Here is a 13,554-nt window from a genome sequence, read left to right as displayed (position 1 = left end):
TCGAGATCATTTAACATTTATTAGAGTAAGGAGGAAGAACTATGAGCACAAAAGCTATAACTAAAAAAAGAGGTATATTTAATAGATTTCTTGACGCAGTAGAATTTGTAGGAAATAAACTACCACATCCGGTAACTCTATTTGTTATGCTGGCATTAATAGTAGTTATTATTTCTGATATAGCTGCAAGAGCAGGGGTAGCAGAAGAATTTGAAAGAATTACAAACGGAGTACCGGAAAACGTTAGAATAGAGGCTGTTAGTCTTTTGACAGTGGCAGGTATTAGAAGGATATTCTCTGAAGCAGTATCTAACTTTACAGGATTCCCACCTTTAGGAACTGTACTTGTTGCGATGCTAGGTGTAGGGGTAGCGGAAGGTACTGGCTTAATCCAAGCTTCCCTTAGAAAACTAGTACTAGTTACACCAAAGAGATTTATTACTTTAGTAGTTGTATTTGCGGGAATTATGTCAAACGTTGCATCAGACGCAGGATACGTAGTATTAGTTCCCCTAGGTGCATTAGTATTTTTAAGCTTTAAAAGACATCCACTTGCTGGACTAGCTGCAGCTTTCGCTGGAGTATCAGGGGGTTTTAGTGCTAACTTAATTATTGGTACTTTAGATCCATTACTAGGTGGAATTACTATGTCAGCGGCAAATATGTATTCTCCAGGATATATAGTTGACCCTACAGCAAACTGGTATTTTATGATTGCTTCAACATTTGTAATTATGATAATAGGAACATTTGTTACTGAAAAAATCGTTGAGCCTCGTTTAGGTGCATATAACGGGGATGAGACAGTTGAAATTGAACGAATAAGTAACAAAGAATCAAAGGGGTTAATTTGGGCTTTAATTTCATTAGTTGCGTTTGTTGCTGTAATAGCTTTTCTTGTTGTACCAGCTAATGGTATTTTAAGAGATGATGCTGGAAAAATTCTTGGTACTACACCGTTTATGAGTGGATTAGTTCCAATTATAGCTTTATCATTCCTGATACCAGGTATTGCCTTTGGTATTGCTGCTGGAACCGTTAAAAGTGATAAAGATGTAGCTAATCATATGGGTAAGGCTATGTCCACTATGGGTGGATATTTAGTACTAGCCTTTGTAATGGCTCAGTTTGTAAGTTATTTTAGCTGGACAAACTTAGGTACAATTTTAGCAGTTAGAGGGGCAGATGTTCTAAGAGCCTCAGGTTTAACTGGTATTGGAATGTTAATCGGATTTATTTTAGTTTCAGGATTTATTAACCTGTTTATCGGAAGTGCATCTGCAAAATGGGCTATTATGGCACCAATATTTGTACCAATGCTAATGGATTTAGGGTATACACCAGAGTTTACTCAGTTAGCTTACAGAATTGGTGACTCAACAACAAATATTATTACACCACTTATGGCATACTTTGCGGTAATAGTTGCATTTGCCCAAAAATATGATAAGAAAACAGGAATAGGAACCTTAATATCTATGATGGTACCATACTCACTATTATTTATGATTGGTTGGGTTTTACTATTTGTACTATGGTTTATGGTGGGGTTACCAATCGGACCAGGGGTATTTGTGAGGTTCTAGATAAAAATAATACTACAGGCACTTAAACGAGTGTCTGTTTTTTTTATGGTAAAAAAAGTGTATAATGATTTTGTTAATCAGTTTTTTAATGTTTGGATATAATAAACTAAAATACATATGGAGGTATATGGATAATGGTTAAGGTTAATGAGGATAGAGTAGTTAAAGAGTTTATGGAGCTAGTTCAGATAGCAGGTCATTCAGGAGAGGAAGGAGAAATTGCAAAGCACTTAAAGGAGAAGTTAGAGGGATTAGGTTTGAAAGTTTCTATTGATAAGGCTGGAGAGAAAATGGGGGGCCAGACTGGGAATATAATTGGCAAACTAAAGGGTACTAAACCAGGGGAAAAAATTATGTTTAGTTGCCATATGGATACAGTTAAACCAGGAGAAGGTATAAAACCACAAATTAAGGATGGGGCAATATATAGCGATGGTACAACAATATTAGGTGCAGACGATAGAGCAGGAATAGCAGCGATTTTAGAAGGTATAAAACTACTTAAGGATAACAATATAGAGCATACAGATGTAGAGGTTGTATTTAGTATTTGGGAAGAGGGCGGACTTAATGGTGCAAAAAATTTAGACTTAGACCAAGTTGAAGCAAAATATGCCTTTGTTTTAGATAGTAGCGGTTCTCCAGGTGAAATTATAATACAGGGGCCAGCTCAAGATAGAATAAATGTAAAAATTAAAGGTAAAAGTGCTCATGCTGGTCTATACCCTGAAAAAGGCATTAGTGCAATTATGATTGCTGCTAGGGCAATTGATAATATGAAGCTTTTAAGAATAGATGAGGAAACAACAGCAAATATTGGAGTTATAAATGGTGGAGAGGCTACTAATATCGTAACTGCAGAGGTTTCTATTAGTGCAGAAGCAAGAAGTATAAATGAAGCTAAGCTTGATAAACAAACGAAGCATATGGCTGAAATGTTTGAAAAGGCAGCATCGGATTTTGGGGGCGTTGCGGAAGTTATTACTTCTAGAGAATACCCTTCATTTAAGATTTCAGAGAATGAAGATATTGTAGTTAAGCTTAAGCAAGTGTTTAAAAATATTGGTATAGAAGGCCATACCACATCTACTGGTGGTGGAAGCGATACTAATATTTTAAATGGATATGGAATTAAGGCAGTTAACCTAGGTATTGGTGCTAGAAATCCGCATACCTTTGAAGAACATATAACTATAGAAGACTTAGTGAATGATGCAAAAATGGTAGTTGAAATAATAAAAGAATTTACAAATTAAAATTAAAATGTAGTAAAGCAATCTTAGACATTATGTTTAAGATTGTTTTTTTCAAAAAACATAAATAAACTATTGATTTTTATAGAAAAATAGTTTTAAATATATCTATTGATTATTTTTAGAATTATTTAGGTGGTGAAGGAAATGGCAGGAATTAACCAAAATGAAACTCCAATTTTTACTGCATTAAAGGAATATCATAAAAGGAATGTAGTTGCATTTGATGTACCAGGACATAAACACGGAGTAGGTCTAAAGGAATTTACGGATTTTGTAGGTCCAAATGTAATGGAAGTCGATGTTAACGCTATGAAATGTTTAGACAATATTTGTAATCCAATTGGGGTTATTAGGCAAGCTGAAGAATTAGCGGCCTATGCCTTCGGTTCAGATAATGCTTTCTTTTTAGTTAATGGAACAACCGCAGGAGTGCAAGCCATGATAATGAGTGCCTGTAAGCCTGGGGAGAAGATAATTTTACCGAGAAATGCACATAAGTCAGCTGTATCGGGAATTATTTTAAGTGGTGCAATTCCAATATATATTCAACCAGAAATTAATGAGGACTTAGGAATTGCCATGGGAATTTCAATTGAAAGCTTAGAAAAAACAATAGGTAGACATCCTGATGCAAAGGCAGTTTTTGTTATAAACCCAACTTACTATGGAATGACAACCAATTTAAAAGAAGTAGTTTCAATTGCACATAGAAATGGAATGGCAGTTCTAGTAGATGAAGCCCATGGGGCCCATATGGCTTTTCATAGGGACTTCCCCTTAAGTGCTATGGAAGCTGGAGCGGATATGAGTGCTGTTAGTACTCATAAAACCGGTGGCTCTTTAACACAAAGCTCACTACTGCTTTTAAGACAGGGTATTATTGACCCGTTTACAGTTAAAAAATCTCTAAACTTAACACAAACGACAAGTGCCTCATATTTACTTATGTCTAGTGTTGACGTTGCAAGAAAACAACTGGCAACTAGGGGTTTCCAATTATTAAATGATGTTTTAAAGCTAGCTAGGGATGCAAGAAAAGCTATTAATCAAATTCCAGGTCTCTATGCCTTCGGTGAAGAATTAATTGGTTCACCAGGAATTTATGACTTTGATGAAACAAAGCTATCAGTAAATGTTGCTAAAATTGGATTGACTGGGTTTGAAGTGTACGATCTATTAGTTGATCAATATAATATACAGGTAGAAATGGCAGACTACTATAATATAATGGCTATAATAAGTGTTGGGGATACGGAAGAACCAATAAATGCGTTAGTACAGGCCTTAAAGCATATTGCGGAAAATCATAGAAGACCTGAGGAAGTAAAATTAAAAAACAGTGTTCTTAAAAACCCAGATGTTATTGTTTCCCCAAGGGATGCTTATTACAGTAATAAGAAAACTGTAAAACTAGAGGAGGCAGTGGGTGAAGTAAGTGGAGAGTCTATAATGGCCTATCCCCCAGGAATACCTTTAGTTGCACCAGGGGAAAAAATAACTCAAGAAATAATAGACTATATTCTTCTATTAAAGGAAGAAGAGAGTTTATTACAAGGAACGGAAGACCCATATATTGAGTATGTAAGAGTTTTAGGGTTTGGTAGTAAGTACTAGTAAAACTAACCAATACCATATAACTTATGACATAATAATAGATTTTTAGACATTAATTTGATATAATCATACAATATAAGGGCTGACTAAAGAAAAGTGGGGATAAGATGAAAACATTTTTACGGGTGTTTGGTATATCTTTTATATGCTTTGTTTTACTTTTTTCAAGTATTATTTGGGCATTTAATACATTTATGAAGGATAATCATCCAAATGCGCATGTTCCAGTTATAAGGGATGTGGACGATAGTAACTTTGAAGATATTGATGAGCCAGAGCTTAAAAAGTTAGTAAGGAAAAACAATAGAATTAATATGGTTGTGTTAGGTCTTGATGAAACAAGAAGCGATACAATAATATTTGTCTCCTTTGATCCAAAGTCTAAGAGTGCAGATATGATATCGGTACCAAGGGATACCTATTATCCTAGAGCTGGTTTCAATGGGGCTGCTAAGAAGAAAATAAATTCTGCATATGGGGATCACGGGGCTACTGGAGTTAAAGCAGTAATTAGTGACTTGTTCTTTGGAATTCCAGTTGATTACTACGTAACCTTAGATTATAAGGGAGTGGCATCAATTGTTGATTCTATTGGAGGAGTGCCAGTATATATACCTCAATTAATGAAATATGATGACCCATGGGATAAGCCACCGCTTCATATACATTTTGAAAAGGGTAATCATGTTTTAAAGGGTAATGATGCAGTGAAATTTTTAAGATATCGCCAGCCAAATGCAGGAAGTGGTGCTATGGATAGAATGGGTGATGTGGGTAGAATAAAGGCTCAACAGGAATTTGTTCAAGCAGCAATTAAAAAGGCCTTAACTTTAGGTAATTTACCTTCTTTAGCAACAAATGCAGTTCGATTTGTTAGAACAGATGTAGAATTACAAGAGGTTACTAGATTGGCTTCTAGTGTAGTTGGAATAGATACTAGTAATATTAAAATGCATACCTTACCAGGAGGGGCTTCATATCAAGGAGGAGCATCATACTTTTTCCACGATGCAACTGAAACTAAAGACCTTTTAATAAAAATATATTCTGGTGAAACAGAAACTGAATAACATACAAAAAAGACAGAGTTTACTCTGTCTTTGCTTTATTATCTAATAACATTTGGCCAACCTTATATATGTCCCCTGCCCCCATTGTTAGTACTAAGTCTCCAGTCTCTAATTTTTCATATACAAATTGAGCAATATTATCAAAGCCCGAAATATATGAGACTTTAGCGGAGTCGTTTATTTTATTTACTAAGTCTAGGCTTGTAATTTCACCAGTATCCTGCTCTCTAGCTGCATAAATATCCGTAATAATAACGTAGTCTGCCAAAGTAAAGGATTGAGCAAAATCTTCTAGCAAGGTTTTTGTTCTAGTGTATGTATGGGGCTGGAATATACACCACAGTTTATTATGTGGGTAATTTCTTGCGGCTTCTAAGGTTGCCTTAATTTCTGCTGGGTGGTGTGCATAATCATCAACAATTTTAGCACCTTTTACTTCTCCAAGAAGATCAAATCTTCGGTGGATACCTTTATATTTTGGAATATATTCTTTTAATCTATCAATTTCAACACCTAGAGCGCTTAGGGTAGTTATGGCTGCTAAAGCGTTGTATACATTATGCTTTCCAGGAATACTCAATTTAAATGGTCCGTAGGTTTGACTTAAATGCTCAATATAAAAAATAGGCAATCCTTCTTTAGTAAATTCTATATCCTTAGCCTTAAAGTCCCCTTCTTTATTAATAGAATAGGTTAATATGTTACATGCTAAATCCGAACTTATATCTCTAACATTTTGATCATCCCAATTTGCAATTAGAAAGCCCTCTTTGGGTATACTTACTGCAAACTTTCTAAAGGATGACTTTATGTGCTCTAAGTCCCTGAAATAGTCTAAATGGTCTTCATCAATATTTAGAATAATAGCGATAAAAGGATTAAATTTAAGGAAGCTTTCAACATATTCACAAGCCTCTGTGATAAAGTGTTGGCTTTGGCCAATCTTTATATTACCACCAATTTCATCTAACTCACCGCCAACCAAAATAGTAGGATCTAATGAAGAGTATTCCATTAAAAGGGAGACTAAGGAGGTAGTTGTTGTCTTACCATGACTGCCTGAAACCGCAATAGATTTATTGTATTTTTTCATTATTTGTCCCAGCATTTCTGCTCTATCGATTTCAGTAATCCCTAATTTTTTGCCTTCAATTCTTTCAGGGTTATTTTCCTTAATAGCAGCGCTATATACTATTAGGTCAGGGTTTTTTATATTTTGTGCAGAATGGCCTATAGATATTTCTGCCCCTTTTTCACGTAATCGGTTTAATAGTTTAGAATCCGAAAGGTCTGAACCAGAAATAGCATAGCCTTGGTTTAATAAAACCTCAGCAATAGCACTCATACTAATACCACCTATACCGATTAAATGAATATGCTTTATTTTATAATCATTAATGTCAAAGTTATTCAACAAAGTCACTCCCCTAATATTTAAATCCTAATATATTTTATTGTTTCCATACTTTACATTTATATGAATACGACAACAATATTATAGCACACAAGTTATAGTTTTCTATTAAATATTTTTTCATATAAAGGTATAAACAATTAATATTCATGACTTCACAAAAATTTAATTGGAAAAGTCAGGGTTTATTCGTATTTTTTCTTGTATTTATTATGAAAAGAGAATAAAATAAGGTTATATATGAGATTATGTTAATATATGGATGGACCGTATATCACATCTAGACTTGGAGGACGGAGTAATGAGCAAATTTAAAAGAAACGAAAGAATAGCCGCTATGGTTAAAATTTTATCTGATTATCCAAATAAACTTTTTACGTTAAATTATTTTACAGATAGATTCAATGCGGCTAAATCTACAATGAGTGAAGACATAGTTATGGTTAGACAGGCTATGGCTAAGCTAGGTTTAGGAAAGGTAGAAACAGTAGCAGGTGCAGCGGGAGGAGTAAAATATGTTCCCTTTTCTACACCTGATCAAAATAGAGAAGTATTAAATGAAGTTTGTGAAAAGCTTATAGAAAAAAATAGAATTTTACCTGGTGGGTTTTTATATATGATGGATGTTATATTCTTCCCATCAATTATGCAAAAAGTCGGAGAAATATTTGCTAGTCAATTTGATTATAGTAAGGTAGATTATATTGTTACTGTAGAAACCCGTGGGATTCCTTTGGCCTTAATGACAGCTAAAGCAATGAATTTACCTCTTGTTATAGTTAGGATTAATAGTGAGGTTATGGAAGGTTCTATGGTGAGTATAAGCTATATATCTGCAACAACAGGTGTGATACAAAGAATGTCACTTTCTAGGAGAGCAATAAAACCAGGTTCGAGAGTAATCATTATAGATGATTATATGAGGGGCGGCGGAACTGTAAAGGGGATTATTGATATGATGCATGAGTTCGACACAGAGGTTGAAGGGGTGGGAGTATTAGTAGCCACAAAAACTCCAGAAAACAAAATGGTTGATAATTATGTTCCTTTGTTGATCTTTGAAGAGGGCATGACTGAGGATAATAAGATTAATATTTATCCAAATCCAAATATAACATAAAAAACGTAAAATACTAAAATAATTCTGAAAATTTATAGATTTCAAGAAGGAAATTGAAGATTTATGCAGAATAGATAGATATAAGGAAAATTTTACAATTTATTTAGCATCAAAAAAAACCATATGGACGGACAGAGGAAGGTGGTGAAAGACGTATGCACGTAACTGACGTTAGAATCAGAAAGGTGACTGTTGATGGCAAGATGAAAGCTATTGTATCAGTAACTTTTGATGATGAATTTGTAGTTCATGACATCAAGATAATTGAAGGGCAAAGTGGTTTGTTTATAGCAATGCCAAGCAGAAAGATGGGAGAGGGAGACTTTAGAGATATAGCTCACCCAATTAAATCAGAAACTCGTAACAAAATTCAAGAAGCTATTTTTGATGCCTATGAAAGAATGAACAGTCAACCAGAAAGCGAAGTCGTAAATGCATAGGTCGTTTAGCGGAAGCCTTTTTACTAGGCTTCTTTTTTATGTTTAAAAGGGTTTATTATTTTTGAAAAATAGTATAAACTAATAATGGCAAAAAAGATAGAAGAATTTAATAGGCGGTGAAGTTAATGAAAATGCAAGCTATAATACTAGCTGCTGGGGCCGGAACGAGAATGAAATCTAAATTACCGAAGGTTTTACATAAGGTTTGCGGAGATACGATGTTAAACCATGTAATTGATTCTGCCTTTGCATCAAATGTAGATGAATGTATAGTTATAGTAGGACATGGGGCAGATGAGGTTAGAAAAACTTTAGACCCCAAAATTAAAACAGTTTTACAGAAAGAACAACTTGGTACAGGGCATGCATTAAAGATGGCATATGATGAAATAAATAATGAGGGCACTGTTTTAATTTTATGTGGAGATGGGCCATTAGTATCAGAGGATACAATTAAAGAGTTAATTCATTTCCATGAAACTAGCAACGCAAAAGCTACTGTTATGTCCACTAGCTTACATAACCCCTACGGTTACGGCAGAATTATAAGAACAGAAAGTAACGAATTAGCTAAAATAGTTGAGGAAAAGGATGCAAATAGTGAGCAAAAGCTTGTTGCAGAAGTTAATTCAGGTACTTACTGTTTTGATGCCAGTGCTTTAAAGAAGGCTTTACCGCTACTTAAAAATGATAATGCTCAAAGAGAATATTACCTGCCAGACACATTAGCAATTATTAAAGAAGCTGGTGAAAAGGTCGGAGTATATAAAATTGATGATTTTGAAGATATAATGGCAGTTAACTCTAGAGTTCAGTTAGCTGAAGTTGAGGCTATTATGCGAAAAAGAATTAATGAGAAACATATGACTAATGGAGTAACACTTATTGATCCTAAAAACACCTATATTGATAAGGGAGTTAAAATAGGCCAGGATACGATAGTATATCCGAATGTATTTTTAAGTGGAGAAACTGTTATTGGTGAAGACTGTGTAATAGGTTATAATACTAAAATACACAACTCACAAATTGGTAATGGGGTAGAAATACAAAGCTCTACAATTTTAGATAGTACTGTTGATGAGGACACTACTATTGGACCATACGCTTATTTAAGACCTAATAGTAAAATAGGAAAGAGAGTTAAGATTGGAGACTTTGTAGAAGTAAAAAATTCCACAATTGATGATGATTCAAAGGCTTCTCACCTAGCATATATAGGAGATGGAGAGGTAGGGAAAAATGTAAATATCGGCTGTGGAGTTGTATTTGTAAACTATGATGGTAAAAACAAGCATAAGACAGTTGTAAAAGATAATGCATTTGTAGGAAGCAACGCTAATTTAGTTGCTCCAGTAACAATAGAAGAATCAGCCTATGTAGCCAGTGGATCTACAATAACTAAGAATGTTCCTCAGGGTAGTTTAGCCGTAGAAAGAAGTAAGCAGACTACAATCGAAGGATGGGTTGAGCGAAAAAATAGAGGGAGGCAATAACAAATGAATACAAGTGGTAGTGAAATTAAAGTTTTTTCTGGTAATGCAAACATTCCTTTAGCTGAAAATATAGCTAAAGCTTTAGGAATTCCACTAGGTGATTCTTTGATAGGAAGATTTAGTGATGGTGAAGTATTTGTAAATATTAACGAAACAGTTAGGGGTACAGATGTATTTATTATTCAACCGACACATACCCCAGTAAATGAGCACTTAATGGAACTTTTAATTATTATAGATGCATTTAAAAGGGCTTCTGCTGGAAGAATAACAGCGGTTTTACCATATTATGGATACGCTAGACAAGACAGAAAAGCAAAGGCAAGAGATCCAATTACCGCGAAATTAGTTGCAGATTTATTAACTACTGCTGGAGCAGATAGAATATTAGTAATGGATTTACACGCTGCTCAAATACAAGGTTATTTCAACATACCAGTAGACCATTTATTAGGGGTGCCAATATTAGCTAAATATTTCCAAAATAAAAATTTAGAAGATATTGTAGTAGTTTCTCCGGATCTTGGCAGTGTAACGAGAGCAAGAAACTTTGCTAATCATTTAGATGCACCTATCGCAATAATTGATAAAAGAAGACCAAAAGCCAATGTTTCTGAGGTAATGAATATCATTGGTGATGTTAAAGATAAAAATGTTATTCTAATTGACGATATGATTGATACAGCAGGTACTATAACTCAAGCTGCTGATGCCTTAAAGAAATTTGGAGCTAAGGATGTTTACGCATGCTGTACTCACCCGGTACTTTCTGGACCAGCAATCGAAAGAATTCAAAACTCTGCTATAAAGGAATTAATTACAACAGATACAATTCAACTTCCACCGGAGAAGAAAATAGATAAAATAAAAATAATGTCAGTGGATAATTTATTTGCTGAGGCTATAAGAAGAATATATAAAAATGCATCTGTTAGTGAAATTTTTGAGTAAGGATTAATGAGACTAACTATATGAAGTCAAGAAAAATTTCGTATTTAAAGAAGTCATGAAGAAAATAATTTTAAAGACATCTATTACAAAAAAATGCATGACAAACAGAGCAACTCAGTTGCTCTGAAAAAAATAGATTAAATTAGACTTGTGGAACAAATGCAGTATTGTTTTTTAGGAGGTAGTAAATTACCCTAATTAACTTTTTACCGACATGGCATCTGGCAACATTGAAGTGTTTGCCTTCAGAACGCTTTTTGACCATATAATCACTAAAGACTTTATCGCGCATAGCAACAAGTCTAGATGCTTGCATAATAGCCCACCTAAGGTATGTAGAGCCTCTCTTAACCATTGGAGTTTTAGATGCATTGTAAGTCCCAGATTGGTAAGTAGAAGGATCCATACCTGCAAATGCAAGAAGTTTAGCTGGGTTGGAGAAACGATCAATATGACCAATTTCACTAATATAATGGCAAAATAGAGTATATCCAATGCCAGGAATAGTAATGAGTGGGGTATTGAGTTCTTGTACGACTAATTTAATTTGATTATCTAATGCATCTATTTCTGTTTGTACAGATTGTATGAGGCGAATAGTTTGTTGTAATTCGAAGGTCAGAGCGATTGCTTGACCCAATAGATTTGATAGCAAGCTCTTTTAAAGCAATTGCTTTCTCTTTGCTATATTTACCTTTAGAGGTCATTCTTATTAGGTTTGTCAACTTTGTCAGATTGCAGTTGTAAATACTATCGGGGGTTGGTAATTCAATTAATAATGCATAGCCGAACTTTGGTGTATAGACCAAAATAAGCTTGGCAATTCAGGAAAAATGATATCTATTAAGCGACTAACTGAAAGTTTAAGTCTAGAACGGTAACTAACCATTCTATGACGGTGTCTTGTTAGTGACTTTAGCTCCTGAATCTGATATGATACTGGTGAATAGGATTTAGATTCATCAGTAAAGAGCATAGTTGCAATGACCTTAGCGTCGGTCTTATCTGTTTTAGTTTTCCTAAGGGTTTGAGCCTTACGGAAAAGATTAGTAGCCAATGGATTTAGGATGGTGACCTGAAAGCCTTTGGAATACAGATAATTTGTGATATTTGTCTTTGTAATGACCTGTTGATTCAAGTCCTATTTTTACGTTGTTAATACTCTTGGCCAAGAGCAGAAAGGATAGAAGAATATAGGGTATCAAAACCTTCCTTAGAATTAGAAATACGTAAAGAATTAGTATGAATAACACCATCAGAGTCTAAGATACAAAGAATCGTGTTTAGCTTTGGCAACATCAATGCCCACAAATAACATAGTAATCAACTCCTTAAATATAGTACGCTATGTTTCCACAAACCCTATGTTAAATGTATCCTTGCTATATATAAAACGTCAAAGCGTTATCTAACTAATTAACAAATGAACATAGAGCTGTGGTTATAGCCTCAAAAGAAACAGTCGGCTGTATAGGGACAGCTGCCGTAGGTGAACAAACTAATCCACAGCGCCTATAAAGATTATATAGAAAATAATCTAGAAAGGAAAATGTATAATGACTTCCCCTATGTTTTCATTATACAAGGTGAATAAATGTTTGTCATTGTTGGACTTGGAAATCCAGGAAATAAATATGAAGGAACTAGACATAATGTTGGATTTCATACTATAGATTTACTTGGGCATAAGTTTAATATTTCAGTAAATAAATTAAAGCATAAGGCCTTATATGGGGAAGGTAGAATAGGCTCAGAAAAGGTTCTACTTGGTAAGCCTCAAACCTATATGAACTTAAGTGGAGAAAGTGTGATGGATATTGTAAACTACTATAAGGTTCCAATAGAGAAAGTAGTAGTAGTATACGATGATATTGATTTAGAGGTTGGAAAACTTCGAATAAGAAAACAGGGCAGTGCAGGGACTCATAATGGAATGAAATCAATAATCTATAATCTTCAAAAAGATGAATTTCCTAGGGTTCGTATAGGGATTGGACGTCCAGAAAAACAAAATCTTGCGGATTTTGTATTGAGTAGATTTTCAACTTCTGAAGAAGTGGCAATTAAAGAGGCTATTGAGAAGTCAGCCGAGGCAATAGAATCAATTGTTACAGAAGGAATAGACAGAGCAATGAATAAATATAACGGATAATATGCAAAATGTAAGTAATAAAACTTACTTGATGCTAGGAGCAAAACTAAATGACAAATATTATTTTTGCAGGAATATTATCCGGGTTGTTTTCTTATATATTAAATAAAATAATGTTAAAAGGGTTAGGAGAGAGGGCATTAATTGCCCTTATACCCTTTATTGAAGAAATGTCAAAAACCACCTTTGCAGTTATGTTTAAAAGCTCTATTATTGGAGTACATTTTATATTTGGAATAATTGAAGGTGTATATGATTTAATATTCTCATCTAAAAAAATTGGCAAATGGGCAGCACTAGCTAGCCTTATTAGCCATAGTTTTTTTGGAGGGGTTACTTATGTAGTTTTTGAAAGAACTAATACACTAATTTTAAGCCTTTTAGTTGCATGGATTTTTCATAGTGCTTGGAATTGGTTTATAATGGAGAAACTATAGTCTGAACGGATGGTGTTT

At 34.2% G+C, this 13,554-nt stretch carries 14 protein-coding genes; 10 read left to right on the top strand and 4 right to left on the bottom strand.

The genetic code is table 11. The features are described 5' to 3' along the window. The first annotated feature begins 41 nt into the window (after positions 1–41). The 4 genes from HZR23_RS04335 to HZR23_RS04320 all read left to right on the top strand — a co-directional run bounded on the left by HZR23_RS04335 (position 42) and on the right by HZR23_RS04320 (position 5,526). Positions 42–1,586: an AbgT family transporter gene (locus HZR23_RS04335; RefSeq protein WP_132848746.1), complete on the top strand. Its 1,545-nt coding sequence runs from the start codon at positions 42–44 to the stop codon at positions 1,584–1,586. Between the two features lie 134 nt (positions 1,587–1,720). After that, entirely contained in the window at positions 1,721–2,842 is a 1,122-nt protein-coding gene (locus tag HZR23_RS04330; RefSeq protein ID WP_132848745.1) for a M20/M25/M40 family metallo-hydrolase, read from the top strand. Positions 2,843–2,986: 144 nt separating this feature from the next. After that, the gene (locus HZR23_RS04325) at positions 2,987–4,456 is read left to right on the top strand and encodes an aminotransferase class I/II-fold pyridoxal phosphate-dependent enzyme (protein ID WP_132848744.1); all 1,470 of its coding nucleotides are present in this window, start codon (positions 2,987–2,989) and stop codon (positions 4,454–4,456) included. Positions 4,457–4,563: 107 nt separating this feature from the next. Continuing rightward, positions 4,564–5,526, top strand: coding sequence for an LCP family protein (locus tag HZR23_RS04320; protein WP_132848743.1), 963 nt, complete (start codon positions 4,564–4,566; stop codon positions 5,524–5,526). Between the two features lie 19 nt (positions 5,527–5,545). On the opposite strand, the gene murC is transcribed toward HZR23_RS04320, so the two are convergent. Continuing rightward, positions 5,546–6,940 (bottom strand): UDP-N-acetylmuramate--L-alanine ligase, encoded by a 1,395-nt coding sequence (gene murC, locus HZR23_RS04315; protein ID WP_132848742.1) that lies wholly within the window; start codon positions 6,938–6,940, stop codon positions 5,546–5,548. 301 nt (positions 6,941–7,241) lie between these two features. Between murC and purR the strand changes: the two genes are divergently transcribed. From purR to HZR23_RS04295, 4 genes are all read left to right on the top strand, one after another. After that, positions 7,242–8,060, top strand: a complete 819-nt coding sequence (purR, locus tag HZR23_RS04310; RefSeq protein ID WP_132848741.1) for a pur operon repressor — start codon at positions 7,242–7,244, stop codon at positions 8,058–8,060. A 155-nt stretch (positions 8,061–8,215) separates the two neighbouring features. Then, entirely contained in the window at positions 8,216–8,500 is a 285-nt protein-coding gene (gene spoVG / locus HZR23_RS04305; protein WP_132848740.1) for a septation regulator SpoVG, read from the top strand. Between the two features lie 125 nt (positions 8,501–8,625). Continuing rightward, positions 8,626–9,996, top strand: a complete 1,371-nt coding sequence (glmU, locus tag HZR23_RS04300) for a bifunctional UDP-N-acetylglucosamine diphosphorylase/glucosamine-1-phosphate N-acetyltransferase GlmU (RefSeq protein WP_132848739.1) — start codon at positions 8,626–8,628, stop codon at positions 9,994–9,996. 3 nt (positions 9,997–9,999) lie between these two features. Then, entirely contained in the window at positions 10,000–10,947 is a 948-nt protein-coding gene (locus HZR23_RS04295; protein WP_132848738.1) for a ribose-phosphate diphosphokinase, read from the top strand. A 142-nt stretch (positions 10,948–11,089) separates the two neighbouring features. Here the strand turns inward: HZR23_RS04295 and HZR23_RS16895 are convergent, their stop codons facing one another. The 3 genes from HZR23_RS16895 to HZR23_RS16885 all read right to left on the bottom strand — a co-directional run bounded on the left by HZR23_RS16895 (position 11,090) and on the right by HZR23_RS16885 (position 12,246). Further along, a complete protein-coding gene (locus HZR23_RS16895) occupies positions 11,090–11,602 on the bottom strand; it encodes a transposase (RefSeq protein ID WP_249536748.1) in 513 nt (170 codons plus the stop codon). A gap of 117 nt (positions 11,603–11,719) precedes the next feature. After that, positions 11,720–12,085, bottom strand: coding sequence for an IS110 family transposase (locus tag HZR23_RS16890; RefSeq protein ID WP_249536747.1), 366 nt, complete (start codon positions 12,083–12,085; stop codon positions 11,720–11,722). A gap of 17 nt (positions 12,086–12,102) precedes the next feature. Beyond that, on the bottom strand, positions 12,103–12,246 hold the full coding sequence (locus HZR23_RS16885; RefSeq protein ID WP_249536746.1) for a hypothetical protein: 144 nt from the start codon (positions 12,244–12,246) through the stop codon (positions 12,103–12,105). 295 nt (positions 12,247–12,541) lie between these two features. On the opposite strand from HZR23_RS16885, the gene pth reads away from it, so the two are divergent. Together pth and HZR23_RS04280 are read left to right on the top strand one after the other, a co-directional pair. Next, positions 12,542–13,099: an aminoacyl-tRNA hydrolase gene (gene pth, locus HZR23_RS04285; RefSeq protein WP_132849772.1), complete on the top strand. Its 558-nt coding sequence runs from the start codon at positions 12,542–12,544 to the stop codon at positions 13,097–13,099. A 50-nt stretch (positions 13,100–13,149) separates the two neighbouring features. Beyond that, positions 13,150–13,536, top strand: a complete 387-nt coding sequence (locus HZR23_RS04280; protein WP_132849773.1) for a hypothetical protein — start codon at positions 13,150–13,152, stop codon at positions 13,534–13,536. Positions 13,537–13,554: the final 18 nt, after the last annotated feature.

It is taken from the genome of Serpentinicella alkaliphila (assembly GCF_018141405.1).
GTDB lineage: Bacteria > Bacillota > Clostridia > Peptostreptococcales > Natronincolaceae > Serpentinicella > Serpentinicella alkaliphila.
This window is presented reverse-complemented; position numbering and strand designations above follow the sequence as displayed.